Source organism: Microbulbifer maximicatervae (SeqCode) (assembly GCF_052467325.1).
The window spans coordinates 1,856,176-1,880,997 of the sequence record NZ_CP174310.1; the positions used below are offsets into that span (position 1 = coordinate 1,856,176).

Genomic DNA, 24,822 nt, shown 5'->3' on the forward strand with positions numbered 1-24,822 from the left:
GGAGATTTAATCCAACTCCCCTGCTTCACACTCCCTCCAATCACCAAAGATACCGTCATCAGCAGCCACCCAGGTTTCATAGGTGAAGCTCAATTCCGGAATTTCTTTAATATTGAAAGAGAAATGGAATCCCTCTGCTTTGTCATCAGTACGAATACAAGGCACAGCCGGCATCCAGGTTTTAAAGTTAAGAGACTCGCCTTTACTTATAACTTGCCCCTCTTCCAGTCCTTCAAACCAGGGAGCGAGGCTTTTCAAGTCACCATTGATATGCTGAACCTGTACATTTTCAATCGTGTAGTCGGAGTCAACGGCAGTCATTGACCACTGCAAGTATTCCTCTTCCGTCGCGGAGGTATCCCATTGCAAGTTAGACGGGGTAGCGTAAGTCGGAATATTCTCATAGGGCATCGGCAGCCAAAGGCTTTCATCCCAGGAGTTAATATTCCGCAGACGAACGCCCTTAGCATTGCTCATGGGCTCGACTTCTACAACAAAATCATATTTCGGCGCATTATCAATTAAGTCAGTAGCATAGTAGCGGAATACGTAAGTGCCCGCCTTGGAAAATACAGTGCCAGTCGTATTTTCACAGTCATCGCTATCAGGATAGCTCGTGTACTCACCATCTTCTGGAGCGCTATGCAGCTCTTCATAGGTGAATACTTCATCACCATCCGGGTCAACTACGACCGGGCGGTGCAACAGGGACATGCACGGTAGAATTTGGTAGAAATCTTCCCCGGTAGACAGACTACCCCAGTTGCGCGCCCAAACTACGGAGCGAATTTCTGGTACTGCATTGGAAATTTTAGCTAGACCGTCATCTTCAGAATACGTCTTTGCATATAAACCACGATCATCACTTACGATTAAACGCGCAGTATAGGAACCCGGCACATCGGTAATTACCTGCGCTCGGCGAAGCTCCTGACTCTCGGGCTCAATGACCGCCTCAATAACCGCATTACTACCATCCGGCTTATCTACCAGCTCCCAATGGAAAGTCATCGGATCATCATTGGGGTCACTACTGGAAGCATCAAAGATCAGCGGTTCTCCCACCAGAACAGACTTGGATTGGGCTTCGACACTTCGAGTGGAAGGGTAACCATTTACGTTACCAATCTTCGCTTCCATAGTCGCTTCCAATGTCACCTTGTTGGCCCCATCAGAAACGGTCATGCTTACACGATAAGTGCCTACAACATCCAACTCTTGGATTTTTTTACCCATTGGCTTCCAGGAGCCAATGTCTTCCAATTCTGCAACGCTGCCGTCAGGTTTTTCGATTAGCTCCGCATCAATAATCTGCAGGGCATCGCCTTCCGGGTCATAGCCAACAAAATTGAACTCCGCACGAAGCCCCAGCTCCTGCTCTCCGATACTGTAGGATGGGTAATAACCTGTTGCTTCAATCTCACCGATTGGAGCCTCATTCACTTCCGCATCGGAATCGGCTTCCACTACGATAGTGACTTCACGCTCTTCACTTTTTCTAGCACCGTCAAAAACAAACAAAATCAAATTGTAAGTATCGGCAGCTACAGGTGTGAACTTAAGGGTAGAGGTTGTCTGACCTTTCAACTCAGGAATTGGTACGCCATCCGTTTCAACTGGACTGGAATCCCATTTCCAACGATATTGCAGCGAATTACCCTCAGGGTCATAACTCTCGCTAGCATCCAATACAACTTGCTCACCGAGAACAATGGTCTGCTCTTCTGTCACTGCAACGGGAGGTGCATCACCCGCCGAAACTGTCACCAGAACTTCTGCGGGCTCACTGGCAACGCCGTTGTATGTTACAACCAACTCAAGCCTGTACTCGCCTTCGATATCCAAATGCAATGTCGGCTTGCTTGAATCGCTATTTATCAGGTATGCGGCACTATCTAGAGGTTTTTCAACGAGGGTCCATAAATATTCCAGGTCCCCAGTTTCACCAGTCGGGGGCGTGCTCAGACTACCGTCAAGACCCAGAGTTTCCGTACCCAGAATAATGCTGTGTACAGGTTCAGTAATCGCTACGGGATATGGGCTGGTTGCAGTCAACGTCATACGAGCCGCTTCACTGGTTTCAGTACCGTCATCGACAATCAGGCTTACCACATAGTCCCCTGGAAGGTCTGCGGTAAATTCAGTGTAAGCATCATCTGCACTGGTAAGCTCAGCCAAACTAAGCTCAGGCCACTCAATCAGCTCCCACCGGTAAGTGAGATTCGCATCTCTTGGGCTGCTGCTATCAGTTCCATTCAGCTGAACAGTAACGTCACCATCTGCCAGAGAGAAAGTAGTATCCACAGGAGACAACAAACTGATACTAGCAGTGGGTTTTTTAACTGAACTACCGCCCGATCCACCACCGCAGGCGGCGAGCGTGAGAGACAGACATAGCATGCCCAATAGGGCTATTGCTCTTTTCATCTGTGGTGCTCCAAATAATTAATATTGATAAGTCAGACTGAGTCTCGCAGTGCGCCCAGGTGCGGGAACAAGACCAAGACTCAAAGCATCTAGGTAATATTTATCGGCCACGTTATCGACGGTGAAATCCATCGAGAAACTATCGTTAAATTGGTAGCTGGTATAAATATCCAGCACTTCATAGCTGTGCCATAAAACAGGCTCATTAAAGCTAGTGGGTGCGTTGTAACGAGGGATAGAATTCCGCTCACCAACAAAAGTACCGCGCACCCCCAACTCCAATTTTTTGCGGAACAAACGCAGACCAAAATGAGCACTGGCATGCCAGTTTGGCGGGATCATGTTATTGATATAACTTTCCGGGATGCCCCAATCTGTGCAGTAGTAGCGAACGTAACTGCCGACGTTACAGACTTCTATATGGCTGTACTTGGTACCGCTTAGCTCCAGCAACCACCAGTGAGCATCATAACCAAGGTTCAATTCCAAACCTTTTAAGTCGAGACTGTCGATATTACGCATGCGGAAGAAGTCGAGACCATCTTGGGACTCTTCCCAGGCATTGGGCTGGGTGCGAGTCAGATAATCATCAACATGGTTTTCGAAGTAAGCTACTTTTGCACGCAGCTGATGATTTGCTTCAAATAACTGACCATTTAGGTAGTTAATCCCAACTTCATTATTTTTAGCGTGCTCAGGGCTCAGTGGAATATCCAGCGCCGGGCTCACCGACCAACCGGAGGTATTTTCAAAAAGACTCGGCATACGCAATGCCTGTGCATGGCGGGCATAAAACTGTAAGCCCTTAATCGGCTCCCAGGTCAGGATCACCATTGGCGCAGTGCCAGAGTGATTATTTTTATAGTGAACCGGTAAACAGCCACCTTCTCCATCAGCAACACATGCAGGGTCGCTGGTACTTAGCGGGAGTGCATTGTTATCTTTTGAGGAGAAACGGGTATAGCGAAGCCCTGATTCAAGAGTCCACTCCGGCCATGGTTGCCACTCAATACTGGTAAATGCACTGTATTCATCGCGCCAACCACTGCGAGAACCGGAATAAAAACTATCGGTTGCCGGAGTGTCGGTATCCATATCTTCCCACTGAGCAGAAATACCGTAATCCCAGCGCAGCTCACCCATGGGGTAGAAGCGCATGCTGTTGGTTATATCCAAACCAAATCGCTGATAGTCATCGGTACGCGCAGTATTGTCTTCCAGCTCAACAGAACCCACATCAGGGGTATTCAAGTCGGTAACCGCATCGGTATGCCAGAAATTAATACGCAAATCTGCCCAGTCATATTCTACGGGTTGCCAGCGGTAACGAGCGGTATAAGTTTGGTTCAGTACCTCACTATCAAGCCACTGGCGCGCCTGCCCAAAAGAAACAATCTGGGAGGGCATCATTTCGCCATAAATGCTGTTATAGCGCAGGTAGCCCAGCTCCAGGCTCTGGTCCTTTGGCAGGTAGAGGCTGCTTTTTAATAGCCAGGAGTCACTAGAAAAATTGGTATTGGGGATTTGCTCGCCCGCGCGGAATGGAGATGCCCCTACAAGAGTGACCGGGGTTTCGGTATACCAGGCCAACTCTTGAGATTCGCCAACAATCACTTCCGGTGCGAGACCATCAGTACCCGCATAGTAATTGCCCTGCTCACGTTGAGCGTGGGCCACCACCAAATCACCCCACTCAAAACGCTGGGCGCCTGCAAAACTCGCCGCGTAACCTTCGAAATCCAACAAGCTGGGACTGTCCATACCGTAATCAGGCGCAAAGCTCTCCGGCATTGCATAGTCGTCTGTGCAATAGCTGGCAAAGCGACAATCGGAGCGATATGCATTTCGCGGCAGGTAATAGCCTGCGTAGGTACCGGGCTTTGGGGCTTCGCTATTGTTTCCAATACCACTGACACGAACACGGAAACCCGACAATTCGCCGGGTTTTACGACATCTTCCGCTCTCAGGGTATTTACACTGACAACGCCACCGGTAGCGCCTGTGCCCTCGGCACCCATTACTGGGCCTTTATCAATACGCAAGGACCCAATCAGATCTGGGTCAATATAACTGCGACTGGAAACCCCGGCATAACCGCGATAAATCGTTGTTTCCTGGCGACTGCCATCGATTAAGACAGGAACCCTACCCTGCCCTTGCATACCGCGAATATTGACATCCAGACCACCGGAATTGCGGTTTTCACTGATAAGTACACCGGGGGTACCCTGAAAAATATCGCCAACACTGGTACCGCGAAAGCGCTCAATATTTTCCTGGGTGAGAATATTTACTGAACCGGACTCGCGAAATTCCTGGTCTTTTTCACCACCATCTCGAGTCTCAACCTGGATGCTGTCCAGTACCATCAGATCCTGCTCTCCAGCAGACTGGATCAACCAGGCTCCGCTACCAACGGGAACCGCTTGCAGATTGGTACCGCGCAACAAGCTCAACAGAGCTTCCTCTGCACGATAGCTTCCAAATAGTGCTGGAACAGAAATAGTTTCCACCAGGTTCTCGTCGAAAGAGAGCGTTACCCCAGCCTGACGCGAGTAGAGGTTAAGCACATCTCCCAGATTGCCCGCAGGCAAGCTGAATTCGATCAACGCTGTATTGCCCTGCTGGGCTTGCGCAAAACTCGATACGGGAACTACGGCCAACAACAGTGCCAACAAGGTGGGCAAAATATGTTTTGGGGCGCGGGACTGCATTTAAGCGGCTTCCTATTCTCAGGTGTATAACTAGGAAGCCGAACGAAAATCAAAAACCCGTAATCTAAATGAGAATTATTTTGTTTTTTTTGCTTCGGAGGGAAAACTAGCAATCAAAAGCGTCATCAAAAATAAAAAATGACACCTTCGGATAACTTTTTTGTGGTCATCTGGCAATAAGAGCAGGAATTAAAGGTTGCCCGTTCCGAAAAAACCGTCGGCCCGGACGAACAGGGGAAGGCTGGGAGCGATGCAACTTACTATCAGCCCGGCAACTGAATCGTTGCCCACCAGCGCGTGGTATAGCTCAGTTCAGCTCCTGCCGAACGCGCCAATATTTTTAGGATGGTATCGATATCGTGAAGCTGGAAAACCCCGGAAACCTGATGATCTCTTAATGCCGGATCACAGCGTAAAAAACCAACACGATAGCGAGATAACTCTTCAAGCAGCGCTCCTAATGGCATACTCCGAGCTGAAAGCACCCCGTCAATCCATCCGCTGTAATCAAACATCTTGCTGTCCAGAGCGAGCGAACCGGCTCCAGTAAGGCGATAAGCCTCACCCGCTTTAACTGCAAAGGGCTCTATATCCGCACTCGGCTGAACCTGCACCCCACCTTCCACAACCTGCAAAATCGTGTGGTCATCGCCATTGCGGACAAAAAAGCGCGAGTCACGGGAAATCAGCTGCCCCTGAGGCACCGATACCTGCATTGGCCTCGGGTCAGCGGCACTGGTCAAGTGCATTTCACCTTTAGTCAGCACAAGGGAACGGATTGCTTTGCCCGACTCCCATTCAATGGCACTACCGGTGTTTAGCCAGACTTGGCTCTTATCATCCAGAGTATATTGGGCCGGCTTAGAACCAGAGGAATAGTCAGCAGACATATACTTCAGCAAACCGGTGTCATATCCCACCAGGCCAACGGCAAAAGCCCCAAGGACACCACCGCCCATGGTTTTAAGAGCAGCCCTGCGATTTAAACGGCGAATTTCTGCATCGGTTTGATTTAGGGTGGAATGGGCCAAACGCGGCGCTCGGCGAGCCACCGTATCTAGAGGCGACTCCATCCGCTCAAAACGCTGCCACGCCAGTTCATGCAGAGGGTCCGCCGAACGCCATTGACTGCAAGCATCGCGCTCTGAGTCAAGCGCCTCGCCGGAACCCAGGCGAACGCGCCAGCTAACGGCTTGCAACAGTACTGCTTCAGGAATTTTTTCTCTATTTTTTTCTGGGGCGTTTGACATCAGCAAGCAAGTTCCAAGTCCATAGAAAATTATTCGTTATCGTACGCAGCGGCATAGCACTTGAGCATGGCTTTTGCGATATATTTCTCTACTGAGGAAAGGCTCAGCCCCTGCTGCTCGGCCACCTGGCGGTATGTTAAGCCGTCTAGTCTCGCCATTAGAAATACCGTTTTCTCTATCGGGCGCAGACCACTGAGCAATTGATCAATTTGCTCCAAAAGCCCCAATAGCTCCCACTTATCTTCTGGGGAAGGACATTCCGGTTCCGGCAAATTTTCCAGCAGCGCTAAATAATTCTTCTCCAGCACTTGGCGACGGGCTTGGTCGATCAGCAGGTTCCCGGCCACTTTGGTTAACCAGGCCCTCGGGCTTCGAATCCCCGCAGGCAGGCTCGGCCTATCCAACAGACGAATAAAAGTGTCCTGAGCTAAATCCTGGGCATTATCAACACCGGAAGTTCGGCGCGCTATCCAACGGACAAGCCATTCATGGTGCTCTTGGTAAAGCTCATCAAATCCTGGGGTTGAAGGGGTTTCCGGGGCCAAAACTCAGACCTTGCGCTGTAATCTTTTGAGGGCGGGGACTGTAAATGATATCTATTCTCATTTAAAGTAGCTGAGCTGAGAATGTTATATCAATTTGGAATAACCCGGCGAATTTTTCAAAAAATATTGATCAACGGGATGGGTTAATTTGAATTTGGTCCGTCACCCATTACAAAGCCACCGGAATAACCGGGCGGTTATTTTTAATTTGTTTTGGAAAAATCCCGTGAGCAACCCAGCAGAATGCCAATCCGTTGAACCAACAGAGCCCACCTTTTCCGCTTGGCTGAAAGAAGGCACTAATACGACCCACGAGAGTTTAGATAAACGCATTATGTCCCTGTCACCATTTTCCAATCGCGAGCGATATGCACTGTTTGTTCGCACGCAGTCGCGACTGCATCAAGCGGTGTCTGATTGGTTTCAAAGTGACGAATTAAATAATTTTTTGCCCGGCCTGAAAGAGAGAGACCGCTCTGAAGCAGTCCTCCAGGACTGTGCTGATTTCGAGATGTCCGAGAGCGATTTAAAAGCTGATCAACAAGCCGCAGCAGAAGTCACAATTACTGATTTCCACTCTGCACTGGGCTGGCTCTACGTAGTTGAAGGCTCCAACTTAGGAGCGGCATTCCTTCTCAAGTACGCGCGCAAACATCTGGATTTATCAGAAGAGTTCGGCGCACGCCACTTGGCAGGACATGAAGACGGTCGCGGGTTACACTGGCGCCAATTCAAAACTGCGTTAGATGCTCTTGAGCTCAACCAAGAGCAAAAAGAAGTAGCCCTCAATGGGGCCAAACAAGCCTTTGCTTTTGCACGACAAAATGTCGAACAATTATTAGCACCCGCTACACCCTAATTTATTTTTCACCTGAAGCCAGGAGTCGGTAATGAAAATCTGGACTGTAATTTTATTGTGCCTGCTAGGCAGCACATTGGGCCCATTGCCGGCTTTAGCGCAGGAAAATAATTCCAACTCAAGCGAACAAAGCAATACAGAAATAGTTCTCGAGGGAGATGTGGAAACCTCCGTGGGGTTGCAAGAAAATCAAGACAACCCTACCTCGACTGCAACCTCCAACATTGGAGATACCGCTTTCAGCGCACACGATTTATCTCCCATGGGAATGTATCACGCCGCGGATATCGTCGTTAAAAGCGTAATGATCGGCCTACTGTTGGCCTCTGTTTTAACCTGGGCTATTTGGCTTTTTAAAACCGTGCAGCTGGTAATAACACCTCGCAAGGCCAAACAATTATTGGCAATCCTGATCCAAAGCAAGACGTTCGCCAATGCCGAATCGAAGCTTTCAGGCCAAACCGGCGGTGCCCTGTTATTGGTAGAAGCGAGTCGCCACGAACTCGACTTATCTTCTGGTGGCCCAGTGTCAGATGACGGCTTGAAAGAGCGTGTTCTGGCTCGCCTGGAAAGAGTCCAGGCTTCTCTCGCTACCGACATGAACCGTGGCACCGGAATTCTGGCAACCATCGGTTCCGTCGCCCCCTTTGTCGGTCTATTCGGAACTGTTTGGGGCATCATGAACAGTTTCATCGGTATCGCAAAAACCCAAACCACAAACCTGGCCGTAGTGGCTCCAGGTATTGCCGAAGCCCTGCTGGCAACTGCGATCGGCCTGGTTGCTGCAATTCCAGCGGTAGTAATTTACAACTACTTCTCCCGCGCTATCGGCAACTATCGTGCGGTATTGGCCGATAATGTCACCGCCTTAATGGTACTGATTAGTCGGGACCTGGATCGCCATCATCCAAATGCGCGCCCGCTCGCCGAACTGGTTAGCGCGAACAAAAAGCGCGCGATACCGCAGGTTCAGGGCGTCAACTAATGGCATTCAATCTCAACAGCAGCAATAGCGAAGAACTGCCAGAACAGCACGATATCAATGTCACACCTTTTATCGATGTGATGTTGGTATTGCTAATTATTTTTATGGTTGCGGCTCCGTTGGCCACTGTAAGCGTGCCCGTCAATCTACCCTCGGCGACAGCTCCACAACAACCCCAGGCAGAAGATCCGAAATATCTCACCCTGCAAAAGGACCTCACCCTGACTCTCGGTGAGGACAAAGTTATTGTGCGGGAGAACTTAGCTGCTGAACTCCTGGCAAATGAAATTGGCACAGAACAGCAAATCCTGCTGCGTGCCGACAGCAAAGTGGAATATGGGGATTTGATGGACCTGATGAACCGCCTTGCCAGTGCCGGATACCAGAAAATCGCTCTGGTAGGTCTGGATAAACCGGCGACCGTAAACCAATGAGCCTCTTGGCCGGCCCGAAGGTAAAATCTGCGAAGCGTCCGCGATTTTTTCTATCTCTCAGCGCCTTTTGCTGCGCCCTAGCCCTTCACGGACTTATTGCCGCCTATTTTTTATGGCAGCCCAAATCCGAACTGGCGCTGCCCCCTGCTGCAGCACCACAGGTATTTGAAGTCAGTATGGTAGCCGCTCCAGTGGCACCACCCACGTCGCTACCGGTAGGTCCTCAACAACAGGAATCTTCTCCCGCAAACCAGCGAAGCAGCGAGCCACAAAAAACCTCTGCGCAGCCAGAGCCTGTTATTTTGCCAGAAGCCCCCTCGGAAATTGCCATTGAAAAGCCCGAAGAGGAGCTCCCTACGGAGGAAAAGGAAGAGACTCCCGAGCCAGTGGAAGAGAAGGAAATCGCACAGCAACAAGACTCCAGTGGAGAGGCTACTGGAGAAACTGTTATTGAAGAAACATCAGCCCCCCTCGCGGCAGATGTAGCAGAAGCAGAGCAAGCTGCGGCACCGGAAGTGGGCGCCTTGAACCAGAGGGAATCACAAGCCAGATTAACCTGGCAGAACCAATTACAGGCTCACCTTGAGCGAAGAAAACGCTACCCCCGTAGCGCCCAAATACGGCGTCAACAAGGTATTCCCTGGGTACAATTCACGATGGACAGAAAAGGCAAAGTACTAAAGGTTGAGCTGCACCGAGCCAGTGGCATATCGTCTCTCGACCGAGAAGTCGTGGCCTTGGTGCGCAGGGCAGAACCACTGCCTAGGCCACCAGAAGAGGTACCCGGTGATCCTCTGACAATGGCCGTTCCGGTCGAATTTTTTATTCGTTAACCAAAATAAATTGCTTTCTCAGAACTGGGAGGCCTGGCTTCACAAAAACCAGAAAGTCACCTCCCTGGACAGAGGAAATCATCCACATAATCCGTTACCCTGCACTAGCGACCTATCGGCCTGCTGACTCTATTGACTAGGTGCTGGGTAAACTGCTTATGATCAAGCAGACCAAGCGGACAAATATTGTTACTTTTGATGCACGACTACTGCAATAAGCTAGAAGGTAGAGGTACCGAATGAAAGAATCCACTGAAGACAGCGTAATGTCCTACACCCCGCCGTTGGCAAAGGGCTGGATGCGCTGGTTGTGGGGCGCCGCTGCTTGCTTTTTTATCGCCCTTGGCATTATCGGAGCCATTCTTCCCGGCCTGCCGTCGGCTGTATTTATTGTCCTCGGTGCCTGGGCCGCATCACGCAGCTCCCAGCGCCTGCACCAATGGATCGAAGAACACCATCTCTTTGGGCATCTATTGCGGACTTGGCGCAGTGGTTATGTAAGCCGCAGAACCAAGTTACTGGCCAGCCTGACAATGGCTATATCCCTAGCTTTTGCCATTCTTCATATCAGTAATATTTACCTTCTTTGCTTTACCATTGGCGGCATCAGCTGCGGCGCCTACTGGATTTGGTCCCGGCCGGAACCCAGGGAGTAGACAACGCTACTTTCTACCCCTATTTGGCAGCAGACACCCGTAGATTTTAGCGCTATAGTCCCCCAACAAGGATTTATCTGGGGGACAGGATGTACAACGTAGTACTTTTTTTTCACCTTCTAGGTGCAACAATTTGGACCGGTGGGCATCTGATACTTGCCTGCACAATACTACCCAAAGTTTTACGGGATAAGGATGTAGCTTTTCTTTCCCGGTTTGAAAGCAGCTACGAAAAGATTGGCATCCCCGCCCTGCTCATCCAAATACTCTCCGGGCTATATCTCTCATATACCCTAATGCCTGACTTATCTCAGTGGCTCAACTTCTCCAATCCAATTTCTCGCCTGATATCCTTCAAACTGATTCTTTTGGCATGCACTTTCTTACTGGCAATTGACGCAAGGCTGCGAATCATTCCAAATCTTTCTGCAAAAAATCTCACTGCGCTGGCATACCATATTATCCCAGTTACAGTGCTGTCCGTTCTCTTTGCTTTTGTTGGAATTTCATTTCGAACGGGATGGTTGTTTTAGATTGCGCCCCAGCGCACATACTGCTGAGTCAGAAGAAAAAGCCAAAAACGTCCCCTCTGGCTTGCTTGATCGATATACTAAGCAAAAATGGGACATGACAGGAGTTCGGGGTTTGTCTATAGCTGAATACTATGAAGTGATTTTCGACACGCTGGAAAAAAATGAATCCATCCAAGACGGCCTTGACAACCTTTCTTTTTGGGCTGATGGCCGAATCCCCAATTTGGCATGGCTAAAGCTGCCCACTATGCTAGGAACGGATGAACTTGACCTAGCCCAAACATGGTTCGATACAGAGCTGGTAGCTGCTGGGGACTCGCTTCCTCCTTCAATCCTATATTTCGAGCTGCGTGAATTCAGAGATCGTATTGGCCGGGAATTCCCAGATATCAGCTTAACTCTACTTCCTCAACTATTTAAAAGCAGACAGGATTGGATATATTCAAAATCTGATTTGGGCTCGAGATATTTGAGAAACATTGCAGCCTTGTGTAAAGGAGCTAACAAGCCGAAACACCTAAATAGAGATGGATACATTGGTTTCAGCTTATGCTATACATCCCTCTTAGCGCGAGAACTCTGCAAAAACGAACAACTTTTCCAATACAGTGAAGAAGCACCGATTAAGATTGTTGTTGGATTTTCTTCTGGAGACCTTCTTGAGATTATACGCATATCCAACGGCTTGATTTATTACGAACGTCGCTTTGCGCAACTAGAGAGCCTGTAAATAATTCGCTATATTTCTGTGGACTTTGAAGGCCCGCCCTACAGGACACCCAGGTATGAGCATCCTAGCTTCCCTTAGCCGTTAGATAGTTTGTATACCACAAACAAAACTGACATAAACAAGCCAACTATCACAATAATTTTATACTGACCGAAAATAGCATCTATTTCTCAAGGAAAAAACTAATGGAACTAGCAATTTATCAAGTAGATGCCTTTGCCACCGAGGTATTTGAAGGTAATCCTGCTGCTGTGTGCCCTCTTGATAACTGGCTTGCGGATGAGACACTGCAAAAGATAGCTGAGGAAAACAACCTTTCTGAAACCGCATTCTTTGTTAAAAATGAAGATACCTTTTCTCTGAGATGGTTTACTCCTGAAGCAGAAGTAGATTTATGTGGCCACGCCACACTCGCAGCTGCCCACGTTCTATTTACTCATTTAAGATACTCAGGCCAAACCATCCAGTTTGATACAAAAAGTGGCCCACTGTTAGTCCAGAGATCGGGAGCTGTCTATAGCATGGACTTTCCGGCTAGCATTCCGGTACCCACAGAAGCACCAGATGCTCTTATTGATGGCCTCGGCATCACTCCGCGAGAAGTTCTGTGTGCATATGATTATATAGCTGTCTTGGGTAGCGAAACCGATCTAAAATCTGTAAATCCAAATTTTATAAAACTTTCCCAGCTGGATAAACGAGGAGTTGTCATTACCGCTCCTGGGGCAAGTAACGATATTGATTTCGTTAGCCGATGCTTCTATCCAAAATTAAAGGTAAACGAAGATCCTGTGACCGGGTCAGCGCACTGTCAACTGGCACCATATTGGAGCCAACAATTTAAAAAGGATGTGCTTTTAGCTAAGCAACTCTCCAAGCGGACTGGACTAATCCACTGCGAACTGCATAGTAACAGAGTCTCTCTCAAGGGAGGCGCTGTAGATTATCTTCACGGCAGTATTAAGATTTAATGGCTTGGAAAGTAAAATTTATATAAGGAGCCTCTAAATAATTCTGTGATATCACTGGCTCACAGAGATATTACGGAATTGCTCAGGAGCTCCACAAGTCATCTTGCTACATATTCTCATTAAAAGCTCTTCGGCTCTGCTTAGTGGTAACCTCCCCCCCCCAAAAAAAAACAGAAGAGCCACTATCCGAACCTCCAGTTACAACCTGACTCAACACCCTAGCCTTTTACTTATCTCAAAGTGAGAACTTAGAGCCTATAGATGTCTTCCTGACCCAGAATGTAGATCCAGGGCAATAGTTAAAGATTGCGCGCCCCTTGTAGTACATCAGTGAATCACCTAACCTTCAAACACGCCACCATTGACCGTAAATTGCACAGACAGTCTATTATTTGGACAAGGTCATATAGCTGTCAGGTAAGCGTCGCAGGAACATCGTAACCAATAAGGACTGCCCCCCTGAAAATGGAGCTCAATTTTCAGGGGACAGAAGTATGGAAATGAAAGTTAACTCAAAGAAAATTATTAAACTGAGAACAACTAGAGCTTGGAGTCAACAACAACTAGCCGATGTTGCATCATTAAGCCTTAGAGCCATTCAACGGATAGAAAAAAGTGGACCTAATTACCACCTATGCTAAGCTAATTTTCAGCAACCTTTCTGGCATCGGTGGTGTCCGAAGTGAGACAAAGACAAGTCGGGGAATAAGTGCTGACAAATTAAATCTCCGATTAAATCGGTATTGGAACTCAGCCAAATAACGCTGTGCATACTTCGGTCTAATTGCATGGTAGGTGCTACGTAGAGCACTCTTTAAATTACCGAGAACCGTATTCACCCAATAAAATTCAGGCTCCTCAACGGAACTCCGACCGCCACCACAAACGATCTTGTCATGTGCACATCCCGCAGCTGTAACGGCATTGAAACACGCAAGGCCATCAGAGATCACTGTACTGCCGTTACAGAGGTGTTTTTTGCTCCAGGCAGAAATTTCACTGCTCCTGAATCCCTTGACAATAGAGAGCTTGATGCGTGTTGGCCGTCCTTCTTTAGTAGTTTCAACCGCAGCCACAAAGGGCGTTTTACCCTTAGCCCCACGCCCGGGTTTGCATCCTGTACGCTCTCCCCCGAGATAGGCATCATCCAGCTCAATGAAGCCAGATAGCTTGTATTGGTGGTCTCGCTCCATCATCACCTGCATGAGTTTGTGCTTCATACGCCAAGTTGCGTTGTATGAGATACCCAAATGACGTGACAACTCCATACAAGAGATACCTTTCTTATCCTGAGTGATGAGAAAAATCCCAAGGAACCAAGTAGTTAGGGGCAACTTGGTGGAATCGAAGATTGTGCGGGAAGTAATCGATGTCTGGCGCCGACATCGATTACATTGTTTGAGCTTTCGGTGAGATAGATCACAATGCTTGTCATGACCACAGTGAGGACAAGAAAACCCGTTTGGCCAACGCCACTGGCAGAGAGCCTCGAAACACTGCTCTTCAGTACCATATTCTTTAAGGAATTGGGTCAAACTAATGCCTTTTTGGAACTGTACCTTGTTGCGAGCCATGATCTATTCCCTACGTCTAACTGTATTTATATACAGTTAGATATGGCTTTGCAAGGGTGGTAATTAGGAAAGTGGAAATGCCTCTCAAGATTCAATTAAAGCAATATCTTCAGCATTTTCACTGGAGCCCATAGATATAATCCTTGAAGAAAACCCGAAAATATCGATGGCCAAGCAGGGCAGAAAATATCTCACCGCAATATTGGCCCTGGGTACGACTTTGCTCTTGTATACCTCCTTATCGTCAGCTTCTCCAATAATGCTTAAGGTAGATGCCAGCACCAGAAACGAGAACCTGGCCTCCGTCCGCCTCCTCAATAACAAAGGAGATGAAAGCGAAATCCAAATCGAAAACACACTTAGGTTCGAGGTATCTGCCGAGCAAGTTTCTGAAAACCAAATTCGATTACAGACGAAAATATATGAATTTGGGGCTTCTAGTGGTTATAAGCAGATAGCAAGCCCCATTCTGGTGACAGGGTTCAACCAAGCTGCAGAGGTAGAGTTTAAAACTTCAAACGGAACCCCGTTTAAAATCCAAATTACCCCTGAAATTTAGCCTGCCCAGCAAGGCTGGCACCTCATCAACGCTATCAGGAATATCTCCTAGGCCTACCTTGTTGTGGGTGGGCCTGAGAGGTATGCGGCGAGTGATATATATCCTAGCGAAAACTGCCTTCCTGAGCACACCTAGTAGTTATTGCAAATAAGTACACACTTACATTTAGGGTAAGATTTTGGAAGCGGAAGAATGCAAGGCTCAGACATTAATCCAGATGCCAACATAAACAATTCTTTACATATGAATGCGTCGCATATTGCAGCAATATTTTATACCGAAAATCGCGAGTAGATTAAAAAACAAGAAACGACGATCATCACGACCAAAAAGTGCTACAAGTCACACTTTTAGCATGCAATCCGTGCTAAATTCAGCGCATTCAAGTCGAGGTCAGCTTGATTGATTGCCGGACCGAAAACGCTGGTAAGCTCGCTGTAGGTAGTATTCCAATCATATATTGTTTTGTGCCAGTAGGCTCGATACCCATCAGCAGACAATTAGAAGTATGCCCTCCACAAAAGGAAGTAAATATTTACTTACAGGTCAAGTCTGAAGTAAATAGCGAGAATATAGCGATATCAAGAGCAATCGCAAAAATCGATCGTAGCTTAAGGTCGGAAGAACCTCTTCTTCACCTTGATGCAAGCACGAGAAAATGTGCATTGCAACTCTACGAGAGAGACGAAAAGTGTAAAAGGACAAAGGAAGTCGTTCTTAAGGTATGTGCACAATAGGGAAAAGGCAGAGACAGGGATATTTTAGGTGACCAAAAGCACTCATAGTCTAATTTTCTTTTTTAGCAAAACACTCATGGCAAAGAAAAAAAATTGACATAAATGTAGGGTCGTTTGCTTTGATAGATTTATTCAGTATCAAAATAATCTGTACCCGCCATTAAAAGTGCCTTATCACTTTTGAAAATTTTGATTTTCCGATTTAACAAAAACCCAACGTATCGACAACCCTGTAACCACGGTTATCGATGCAATCGACGCAACAGCTGACTTTTCTAAACAGAGAGACTTATTTCTATGAGCACTGACAAAAGCAATGACTCCACACCATTTTTAGCAGGCATGAGCGCTGTTGAGCAGCAATCATCTCTTTCGGGCTCCGGCTCCAAGTCAGTGCTGGGTGAAGGTATTAACTTTCGTGGCGAGCTGATCGGTACCGAAGATCTGCACGTGGAAGGTACTGTTGATGGTACTGTGATCATGGTTGGCCACAATCTTTCTGTTGGCACTGGTGGTGCAGTTACTGCCAATATCCACGCAAAAAATATTGTTGTAGAAGGCACCTTGGACGGCGATGCCCTTGCCGATGAGTTGATCGAAATTCGCAACACCGCACAAGTTAATGGCAATCTGATTGCACCGAGAATCAAGCTGGACGACGGCGGTAAATTCCGTGGCTCCATGGACATGGTTGATACCGATTCCGAAATGAAAGAGCGCCACAAGGAGTTCTCTGATCGTCTGGTACACCCAGACCTGCCCGCAGCAGAAGAAAAGCCGGCAGCCCGTACTCGCGGTAGCTCTACCTACTCCTCCAGCACCACGAGCACAAGCGATTCCTCTCGCCTGTCCGACACTAGCGACTACCTCTTCGGCGCTAAAGAAACCGAAGAAGAAGCTGAGGAAAGCTAAGAAACCTTCTTAGCTAGTCCTCAATATGGGCCCCGGCTAATGCCGGGGCTTTAGTTTTGGTGTGGGAAATATGTTGCAGCATCATTCATTTGGTATTGCTGCTTTGGTGGATGAAGTCATTCAACCGGGTAGTAAAGTTTTAGATTTGGGATGCCTTTCGTTTGGCACCACACAGCCTTTATTGGAGCGCTCCTGCCAGACATTTATCGAAGATTTACGCAGCCTGCTACTGGACACCTCTGCCCTCGATAAAGAAGTCAGGGCCGATAAGCTTTCTGAATATCTCACCAAAAAGCCCCAACGAATCAAGCTTGATGTGGTGCTCTGTTGGGATCTATTCAACTTTATGGAGCCTGAGCTTATTACTAAGCTCATTGAGGAAATCCGACCCCACTTAAAGCCTCGTACCATTTTCCATACAATGCTGTACACCGGCACTATGCCCAAGGGGCCCGCTGACTTTAAGCGCCTTTCTGGCTTTACCTTCAATACAGAGCCGCTCCACATGGAAGAACCACTGCCCACTTATAGGTACTCATCCTTGAATTTAATGAAGACTATGGGCAACTTCTCCCTGCGCTCCTCCCTGCTACAAAGAGAGGGGATGCGTAAAGACCTTATCGAATTAATGTTTGAATATGGCAATGTAAAATCGCCAACTTCCGTAATGGCCAGTGGATCATCAGCAGCGGTATCCGCCTTCCAGAAAAACCGCCTTACTAATATTTCGCTAACCGCTCTAGGCACCGCCCTGACTCACGTTAAGCGCTCACCGGTCAGCAAAGTTCTGGATATTGGGCAAAAGGCTGGGAGAAATATGGAGCACCTCCAAAGGGAGGTCGGTGAACTGTTTATTTCTGATTTTTACTCATCGCTCGCTTGGCAAACCAGCAGAAAAGTGCCATTTGAAGAAGCAGTGCAGGCCGCATTGCGACAGGCAACTCTGCCAAAGGATCTCAATTGCATCCTCCTCTGGGATCTTCTCAACTTCTTTTCCACCGAGCAAATACAATCGATCACTAAGGCCCTGTATCAATATCTCAGTGAGGGTGGCGTGATGCACTTTTTGCTATTTAAACAAAACAAGCTTCCCGTTAACTGTGGTGTATTTGAAATTCAAAAGTCGGGCCAGGTTGGAACCTATATTCACGCTTCAGGTAGTAAGCAAACCCAACTCCGCACCATCACCGATGTTGTGAAATCTCTACCAGAGATGAAAGTACTCAGCCAGGGAACCGGGCGAATACCCAACGGACCTTTTTATCACGAAATAACAATGCAAAAAGTTGTAAAGGATAAATAATGACCCAGTTTTTCTACCACTGGTTAACCAAGTTGTCTGCGGAACAGGTTACCGACACCTTTCTTATGGTCATGCTTGCCATTGGTGCTATAGCCATAATCCTCTACCCTTTAGGCAAGTTTCCCCGCTTTGTAAAGGAAACACCATCACTACTGACGGCCCTCGGTATTTTAGGTACTTTTATCGGTATCATTATCGGTATCTACGGGTTTGATCTAAACGATATTGACACCTCAATTTCAGAACTGATGCAAGGTCTGGAAACCGCCTTTATGACCAGTATTTTGGGACTCTTCCTTTCCCTGATATTGCGAACAATTTTTCAAATATTCACTAAAGAACAAGCCCCTAAAGCGACAGCAGATGACATACTGCAAGCTATTAATGGCCAGCGCGAAGATCTGGCAAAATTCCAGCGACAGATTAGTGATGAAGTCCTACAGTCACTCACTGCGGTTGTAGAAAAGTTTAATAGCGGCCTGAATGCCCAGATGGGTGAGAACCTACAGCAGTTTACCCAGCAATTGGAGGCCGTATCCCCTGCCCTGCAAGCCCTAATAGATCAGCATCAGCAGCACGCAGAACTCGCAACTATTTACCGCGACCAAACTGCAACTCTTCTCAATGAAATTAATGGTGCTCAGGAAAACCTTCTACTGTTACACCAACGTATTACTGAGCTGCCAGAAATTTTCAACGTGATTCCCACCCTGGTAGAGCAGCAGCGCAATCACGCAGAGCAGATATCAATCATGCTGAATGAGCAGCAAGCTTCTATTGAAGTTCTACAGCAATCGATCCCCGATATTGCGCCCAAGTTTGAAGCGCTCACCCGAGGAATTGACCAAGCTCAACAGCAACTGGGGGCCCAGGTTTCCAACCTGATCTCCCTGAGTAGGACCCAGGCGGAAGTATTCGACCAAAGAACCAGTAGGGTCGTAGCCCTGGCCGATGTGGTTACCAGTATGGACCCCAACCACTTCTCTAAAGCAATTCACGAGCAGGCTACCAGTCACCGGGAATCCGTGGCCGAGCTAGCTCAGCTGATCGCCAAAACTCACAACCAGATGATTACCGAATTGTCACAAGTGATTACTCGCGATCTGAGTAATGCCGATGTCAGCATCAAGCGCCAATATGAGCTTCTGGATGAACGTCTACGCGATGAAGTAGATAGTGTTATGGCAGCGATGGGCGATGCCCTAGGCACTTTAAGCGGAGAATTCTCCAGAGACTTCCGCCAGCTCATCCAGCAAATGAAGAGAATCGATGCGCAGGCTCAGAGAATCACTGGAGAGGCGCATGTTTGAAAGCACGCAAGCCAGTAGTGAGTCCAGCGATAGTCAATGGATTAGTCTATCGGACATGATGGCTGGCCTGATGATGGTATTTCTCTGTATTGCCGTCTTTGTAATGCGCTCCCTTATCGACGAACGTGCCAAGATTCGTGAACTCGCTGAGTCTTACCGGGACACCCAGTTGGCCATCTATCAAACTCTGCAACAGGAATTTGCCCACGACTTAACTCGATGGGGAGCGTCCCTGGATAAGCAAACCTTGGCCATCTCATTTAATAACAGTGATGCCTTATTTAAAACCGGTGACTTTACCCTAAGCGACAATGCCCGCGAGATTATGTCCTCCTTTGTACCTCGCTACATCGAAGTGCTGACGCCCTATATGGATTCCATTGCCGCAATACAGATCGAAGGGCACACAAGCTCTGAATGGGGAGACCAATCCGCACCGGAAGCAGGTTATTTCCACAACCTGCGACTTTCCCAACAGCGCTCACGAGCCGTAATGCAATATGCCCATTCATTACTGCCTTCGCAGCAAGCCGTCCTGGTACGGGCCAAGGTAGCAGCTGTCGGTTACTCCTCGGCTCGCCCAGTCTTGGATAAGAATGGGGTAGAAGATCCGGATCGCTCCCGCCGGGTAGCATTCAGGGTAGTTAGAGACTCAGAAAGCCATATCCTGCAAATCCTTGAGGAAGCTCTGTGAACCTCACAAAATTTCAGCCTATTCAAAACCGTCAGGCTATCACAGCGCTGCCAAGCGCCACACGAGCATTGTCAGTATCCTATGAGATTAGCGGTGGAGATTCATTCCCAGCCGGCAAACGCCCCTTAGCACAGCGCTTATCTGAAATGTCTGATCGAAACAGCTTAGCCAAAGCCATCCGTACTGGAATGCAACTCGATTCAAGCGATCTGGATAGCGTACCTGTGGCTTGGCGCTACCGGGGTATTCCGGTTTTTTTATTTGGCCTGGAACAAAACCCGGACTCTTTTGGTCAAGTTCATATTTACCCCAAATGCCCAATAGTGAATAGCTATAAGGGGCCGGTTTGGATCAGTAGTGACTATAGCGAAGCGTGCAAGTCATTTCCCCAGGATCAATTAAAGCCATGCCCTCACTGCTTACGTCACCTTTACAGCCACAATATTCCCGACGTTGTACACAAAGACCGTTTCGGCAATGTAACCAATATCGACTGGCTGACCTATACCCGATACTTTGCCAGCAATATTTTTCGAAGACACTCTCTCATCTGGAAAAATGGCGAACGCCCCCAAAAAGTTAGCTCTGTATTTACCCCTGAAAACCCGAAATATAACTGCTCTATCTGCCAATGCGATATCAAAGCCAGTGGATGGGCACTCAACCAAAAGCTTGCAGAAAGTAGCGGTCTCCCCAAAGAGATTTGCTTGCTCTGTGCAGAGAGAAGGGCCCGCGCTGTCATACTCGCACCACCCCAAGCCTCACTGAGAGCCGCTACATTGCGCTATGAATCCTTGGCAAAGCAACTGGGCAGTGATCCCCAGGCCTCATGGATGATCGCAGAACAGGTAGTCCCCGCATCCTGGCTACCATTAATACAGAGGCTTAAATCCTTAATGGGGCCACCCAAAGTCTTCCAAGTAATCGCGCCTAGGGTATTGGCCGTACTATGCTGGCCAAACCTCGGCCGCGCCATTATTGCCGATGGCACCAAAGAGGCAAAGATACCAGCCAGTTACTCAGTTTGGAAAAAGGCTCAGATTGAGCGGGAATTAGGGCTAAGCAACTAGCCACTTCAAAGTGCTGCCTATCGGCAGCTTGCTTTTGATACCATTCCCTCTTAACCCACTTTAATCAAAGAGCTAGCCTATTTAATTGCTTCAAAACTCGCCCTGAAGATTCCGATATTTTTACTTGCTATAGCAGAAATATAGAAGCCCTCCCAAAATCTTTTATAGCTTTTAAGCTCAAAATAATAGAGACGCATCCTGCATTGCAAGCAATGCACAATAATAATTACTTCGCTGTGTGTACTCGAAACACCCTATCAATTCGTTACTGTTTTTCACAAGAAAGTTATTCCCCATATGCCAGGATGACTCGGAACCGTAATTCAGTAAAACGCCAGAAAGAACAATCATCATAAAAATCTAAATAATTTAATCACCCCCTCCATAACACCAACCATATCCGGCACAGAAATTTACGACCAGCAGAAAAAATAGAACCCATGCTACAAACCAAAAAAGTAGCTACAGCATTACTAGGCAGCCACCATCTACCATAACGACGAGCCGATAAATAAATAATTCGTGAATTTAAGTAAACATTAAAAGAATGCTGAAATTATCGCTTGAACCCAACTTTAATGAAGAGTAGCTTGATAATTAAATGAGCATGACACAAACCGAATTATGATAGCTCCTGCATTTGTAGTTGAGTCCGAGCCAAATAAAAGGTGCTCCTCAACGAGAGGGATACCGATTACATTTGACTCTGAATCAGTCATTCTATAGTAAGATGGAGATAGAAAAATGCCAGTAAATAATATAACCCTGCAAGATGCAAAAGCCCGTGTTCGAGCTACTTTACAGGCCGGCGGCCTAGTAATTATACAAGAGCCACATAACGATGTTCCCCACGGTTTCTCCTTTGCTGCTGAAGCTATAGCGGACAATAGCGATCAACCTCACTCGCTGTTCGTTGAAGCACCACATGAAATTAAAGCTGCGGGGAGCCTAGCCACTTACCCTCAAAGGATAAAAGACTACTTCGCAGGGGGTGTAACTGACACTGAAACATCAGAGCTATTAATCAAATTGGCTACTCGAAAAAATTGGGATATAGCATGCGTAGACTCATGGAGAGGAAATGGAGCTTGGAAATCTTCAGAAAAACGTCAAAAAGGAATAGCGAGACGTGTTATTCACCATTTTAATATAGGTGGGCGCCCAGGAGGAATAATCCCTATTGGGTCTGCACACGTAACAGGATTAAGAATGGGAAGGAACATGATTGGAAATCGACGTGTTGATCGCAGAATAAGCACTCTTGCAAATCAAATCCCTGATGATCAGGCCATTAATTACCAAGGCTATTGGGGATTAGGAAGGTATATCGCTGGACGAAATTTACAAATGTATAAATTCACAGCGACCGGAGATTATTCGCATATCAGCGAACCAAATATTTCTCGGGACCTTCACATTCAATTTGTTCCTCGCGACAGAATTTTTCGAGCTCCAAATCTTGCCATCTAGGAACCCTAAAAGCTCTTGCTTATTCTTTTACTTTCTCAGCATATAACCTTCATCTCACTTGAGATGAACTCTTAGAAATGACACAAACTTTCTTTTTCCGTCAGCAAGCTCCACCGACTCAAATTGCTGGCGGGCTTCTCTCACACTGATACCATCTCGAACAGATGCCAAATATAGCCTCCATAACTGGAAACGGCTAAATGACTATATTTCCGAACATTTCATCGAACAAAACCTATAAAATTAGCAGTAACCAAATCCATCTAACATAAAAACCCAACCTACATCCTACAGCCGCTCAAGAAAAAATACTTCATAACACATACTTATATAGCACCTCCTGAAAATAATGATCCGCGAAACAAGTGACATTTAAAACAATAATTTGACAGGAGTGTACCAAAACCCTTTATGACATCAAAATCCGAGAACATACCAACCGACACAACATACGCCCACAAACACAGATCCAGCATTTGCCTTAAAAAATTTATTCAGACTTATTAAGATGCAGACAAGGCATAATAAAACTCTATCAAAAGCCCTTCTTACAATCACTTTTTACCGACAACCGTTATCGTACATGCCGACGATTTGTTACAGGAGTTTCCCGAACAAATACTTACTAAAGCCCTAGATAGCAACCACCAAAATTCAACTCAAGAAGGATTTAACACCAAAGCATAGAGATATATCTTTGTAAACGATGGTGTGATTGGCCATTATTGAGGTACCAATGAATAATGAGGTACAAGTAAGTAGCGGCTTGTGAATTGGCTCTTCATATTCTGACTAGAATAGAAAAACCATCGAAACCAGACAGAAATACTAACATTACTGACGAAAACAGCTATTAAAAAGCTCCGCCCTAGGCAATCAATGTTGTGCCTGGTATAACCTACAAAAATAGATAATACTCATGAAAAAGTTGATTTTCTTTCTACTATTTTCTAGCTGTGCAAATGGAACATCTATAGAGCCTGCAACACTGGGACAGTTTCTAGAAAGCACCGATCACGTTCCACATGCTCTGGTTCAAAAGGTAGATATGATCACCTCAAGCGGAGAAATCACCTTTAATCCAGATGGGAGAACCAGTCCCTTATCAGGGAATAAGATTAGGCTCCATGTTAAATTGATGCCAAATGGTGTAATTAAAAACAATCTTGATCATGTCCCCCCGGAATTTTACGTAGAATTTTGGGAAATGTGGCACTATCAACTCGGCAATATCCAAGGGTCATCATTAGGCGGAGAATTTATTTTTCTGCTGAGAGGTCCAAACTTAAACAAGGTATACCCCCGGTATTTTATGAGAAAAACAGATGAAAAACCTAACATTATTGAACTACTGAAGAAGCTATCTGACTAATTAATGCTACCTCTAAATTCACCCTTAAATTTTCAGTCAGCATGAAAGTCTCAGTATAATGTTTAAACACTAGATTCTGTATACTCTATTCTAAATATCGCGAAGGGAGGCAACATACAGCTTCTCGGATACTCTTGAATACCCTGCCACTTTCTCCAGCAACACCAAAAAGGAGTACATGTTTTGAAATTAATCACAGGCACTGATTCCACCTGGTCCTTAAGAGTCTGGATATGCGCCCAAATCGCAGGCCTTGACATTGAGATCAAAGCCATAGACCTCTCCAGCCCTAACTACAAAAACGAAGTACTTAAATATTCCCAAGCTGGACTTGTACCTGTATTGTTGCTTGAAGATACTTACATTCATGATTCACTAGCAATCGCTGAGTATTTTAATGAGCTCTCCAAAGGCATCTTGTACCCTTCTTCAAATATTGAGCGAGCACAATCAAGAAGCCTATGTGCTGAACTTCACTCCGGTTTTATCGCTTTAAGAAGCAACTGCCCTTTCACTTTAGATAAAAGCAACTCCTCTCCGGATATTAACTCTGGAATTCAGGCTGAGTTAAAAAGGATTGAAGATATTTTCTCGAAAGCAAAACTGCCCTTCATGTTCGGCTCTGCTGGGGCTGTAGACGCATTTTACGCAATACTCGCTTATAGACTATATGTTTATAATATCTCATTAAGCGAGAAAGCTACCAAATACCAGCAAAGTCTTTTGGAGTGGCCAATCTTGCAGCAAGCAATTGACCTGGCTGCAGAGTGGAGAAACTCATAATTAAAGCTGTCACCAAATGTCGCTTTGGAAATTTCTTATCAACTCATCGATTACAAGGTTGGCTGTAGCCAGCCTTGTAGTTACAACAGTATCAACACGG

The 24,822-nt window shown here is 46.8% G+C and carries 21 protein-coding genes; 16 read left to right on the forward strand and 5 right to left on the reverse strand.

Going from position 1 to position 24,822, the window contains the following annotated elements; all coding sequences use genetic code 11:
- Window positions 1-6: 6 nt before the first annotated feature.
- The 4 genes from ACJJIE_RS08395 to ACJJIE_RS08410 form a co-directional block, all read right to left on the reverse strand.
- Window positions 7-2,427: a PKD domain-containing protein gene (locus tag ACJJIE_RS08395; protein ID WP_444894283.1), complete on the reverse strand. Its 2,421-nt coding sequence runs from the start codon at window positions 2,425-2,427 to the stop codon at window positions 7-9.
- 18 nt (window positions 2,428-2,445) lie between these two features.
- Window positions 2,446-5,142 carry a TonB-dependent receptor gene (locus ACJJIE_RS08400; RefSeq protein WP_444894284.1) on the reverse strand — a complete coding sequence of 899 codons (2,697 nt, stop codon included), beginning with the start codon at window positions 5,140-5,142 and terminating at the stop codon, window positions 2,446-2,448.
- Between the two features lie 263 nt (window positions 5,143-5,405).
- Window positions 5,406-6,392 (reverse strand): FecR domain-containing protein, encoded by a 987-nt coding sequence (locus ACJJIE_RS08405; protein ID WP_444894285.1) that lies wholly within the window; start codon window positions 6,390-6,392, stop codon window positions 5,406-5,408.
- Window positions 6,393-6,421: 29 nt separating this feature from the next.
- The gene (locus ACJJIE_RS08410; protein ID WP_282933363.1) at window positions 6,422-6,937 is read right to left on the reverse strand and encodes a sigma-70 family RNA polymerase sigma factor; all 516 of its coding nucleotides are present in this window, start codon (window positions 6,935-6,937) and stop codon (window positions 6,422-6,424) included.
- Window positions 6,938-7,163: 226 nt separating this feature from the next.
- Between ACJJIE_RS08410 and ACJJIE_RS08415 the strand changes: the two genes are divergently transcribed.
- From ACJJIE_RS08415 to ACJJIE_RS08445, 7 genes are all read left to right on the forward strand, one after another.
- Window positions 7,164-7,796, forward strand: a complete 633-nt coding sequence (locus ACJJIE_RS08415) for a biliverdin-producing heme oxygenase (RefSeq protein WP_444894286.1) — start codon at window positions 7,164-7,166, stop codon at window positions 7,794-7,796.
- Between the two features lie 31 nt (window positions 7,797-7,827).
- Complete coding sequence (gene exbB / locus ACJJIE_RS08420) at window positions 7,828-8,781, forward strand: tonB-system energizer ExbB (protein WP_444894287.1); 954 nt, start codon at window positions 7,828-7,830, stop codon at window positions 8,779-8,781.
- Window positions 8,781-9,215 (forward strand): biopolymer transporter ExbD, encoded by a 435-nt coding sequence (locus ACJJIE_RS08425; RefSeq protein WP_444894288.1) that lies wholly within the window; start codon window positions 8,781-8,783, stop codon window positions 9,213-9,215. Before exbB ends, ACJJIE_RS08425 begins: the two co-directional genes overlap by 1 nt.
- A complete protein-coding gene (locus tag ACJJIE_RS08430) occupies window positions 9,212-10,048 on the forward strand; it encodes an energy transducer TonB (protein WP_444894289.1) in 837 nt (278 codons plus the stop codon). Before ACJJIE_RS08425 ends, ACJJIE_RS08430 begins: the two co-directional genes overlap by 4 nt.
- 239 nt (window positions 10,049-10,287) lie before the next feature.
- The gene (locus ACJJIE_RS08435; protein WP_108732723.1) at window positions 10,288-10,704 is read left to right on the forward strand and encodes a YbaN family protein; all 417 of its coding nucleotides are present in this window, start codon (window positions 10,288-10,290) and stop codon (window positions 10,702-10,704) included.
- A 645-nt stretch (window positions 10,705-11,349) separates the two neighbouring features.
- Window positions 11,350-11,967 (forward strand): hypothetical protein, encoded by a 618-nt coding sequence (locus ACJJIE_RS08440; protein ID WP_444894290.1) that lies wholly within the window; start codon window positions 11,350-11,352, stop codon window positions 11,965-11,967.
- 185 nt (window positions 11,968-12,152) lie between these two features.
- Window positions 12,153-12,938: a PhzF family protein gene (locus tag ACJJIE_RS08445; RefSeq protein ID WP_444894291.1), complete on the forward strand. Its 786-nt coding sequence runs from the start codon at window positions 12,153-12,155 to the stop codon at window positions 12,936-12,938.
- 632 nt (window positions 12,939-13,570) lie between these two features.
- Here the strand turns inward: ACJJIE_RS08445 and ACJJIE_RS08450 are convergent.
- Entirely contained in the window at window positions 13,571-14,512 is a 942-nt protein-coding gene (locus tag ACJJIE_RS08450) for an IS1595 family transposase (protein ID WP_444893221.1), read from the reverse strand.
- Between the two features lie 166 nt (window positions 14,513-14,678).
- Between ACJJIE_RS08450 and ACJJIE_RS08455 the strand changes: the two genes are divergently transcribed.
- The 9 genes from ACJJIE_RS08455 to ACJJIE_RS08495 all read left to right on the forward strand — a co-directional run bounded on the left by ACJJIE_RS08455 (window position 14,679) and on the right by ACJJIE_RS08495 (window position 24,722).
- Window positions 14,679-15,071, forward strand: coding sequence for a hypothetical protein (locus ACJJIE_RS08455; protein WP_444894292.1), 393 nt, complete (start codon window positions 14,679-14,681; stop codon window positions 15,069-15,071).
- A gap of 1,034 nt (window positions 15,072-16,105) precedes the next feature.
- Entirely contained in the window at window positions 16,106-16,720 is a 615-nt protein-coding gene (locus tag ACJJIE_RS08460; RefSeq protein WP_282933371.1) for a bactofilin family protein, read from the forward strand.
- Between the two features lie 70 nt (window positions 16,721-16,790).
- Entirely contained in the window at window positions 16,791-18,023 is a 1,233-nt protein-coding gene (locus ACJJIE_RS08465; RefSeq protein WP_444894293.1) for a class I SAM-dependent methyltransferase, read from the forward strand.
- Window positions 18,023-19,333 carry a MotA/TolQ/ExbB proton channel family protein gene (locus ACJJIE_RS08470; RefSeq protein WP_282933373.1) on the forward strand — a complete coding sequence of 437 codons (1,311 nt, stop codon included), beginning with the start codon at window positions 18,023-18,025 and terminating at the stop codon, window positions 19,331-19,333. The genes ACJJIE_RS08465 and ACJJIE_RS08470 overlap by 1 nt, the downstream gene beginning before the upstream one ends.
- Window positions 19,326-20,027, forward strand: coding sequence for an OmpA/MotB family protein (locus tag ACJJIE_RS08475; protein WP_282933374.1), 702 nt, complete (start codon window positions 19,326-19,328; stop codon window positions 20,025-20,027). The genes ACJJIE_RS08470 and ACJJIE_RS08475 overlap by 8 nt, the downstream gene beginning before the upstream one ends.
- Window positions 20,024-21,097 (forward strand): hypothetical protein, encoded by a 1,074-nt coding sequence (locus ACJJIE_RS08480; protein ID WP_282933375.1) that lies wholly within the window; start codon window positions 20,024-20,026, stop codon window positions 21,095-21,097. The genes ACJJIE_RS08475 and ACJJIE_RS08480 overlap by 4 nt, the downstream gene beginning before the upstream one ends.
- Before the next feature lie 744 nt (window positions 21,098-21,841).
- The gene (locus ACJJIE_RS08485) at window positions 21,842-22,567 is read left to right on the forward strand and encodes a hypothetical protein (protein WP_282933376.1); all 726 of its coding nucleotides are present in this window, start codon (window positions 21,842-21,844) and stop codon (window positions 22,565-22,567) included.
- 919 nt (window positions 22,568-23,486) lie between these two features.
- Window positions 23,487-23,939, forward strand: a complete 453-nt coding sequence (locus tag ACJJIE_RS08490; RefSeq protein ID WP_444894294.1) for a hypothetical protein — start codon at window positions 23,487-23,489, stop codon at window positions 23,937-23,939.
- Between the two features lie 183 nt (window positions 23,940-24,122).
- Window positions 24,123-24,722 (forward strand): glutathione S-transferase N-terminal domain-containing protein, encoded by a 600-nt coding sequence (locus ACJJIE_RS08495; RefSeq protein ID WP_444894295.1) that lies wholly within the window; start codon window positions 24,123-24,125, stop codon window positions 24,720-24,722.
- Window positions 24,723-24,822 lie beyond the last annotated feature (100 nt).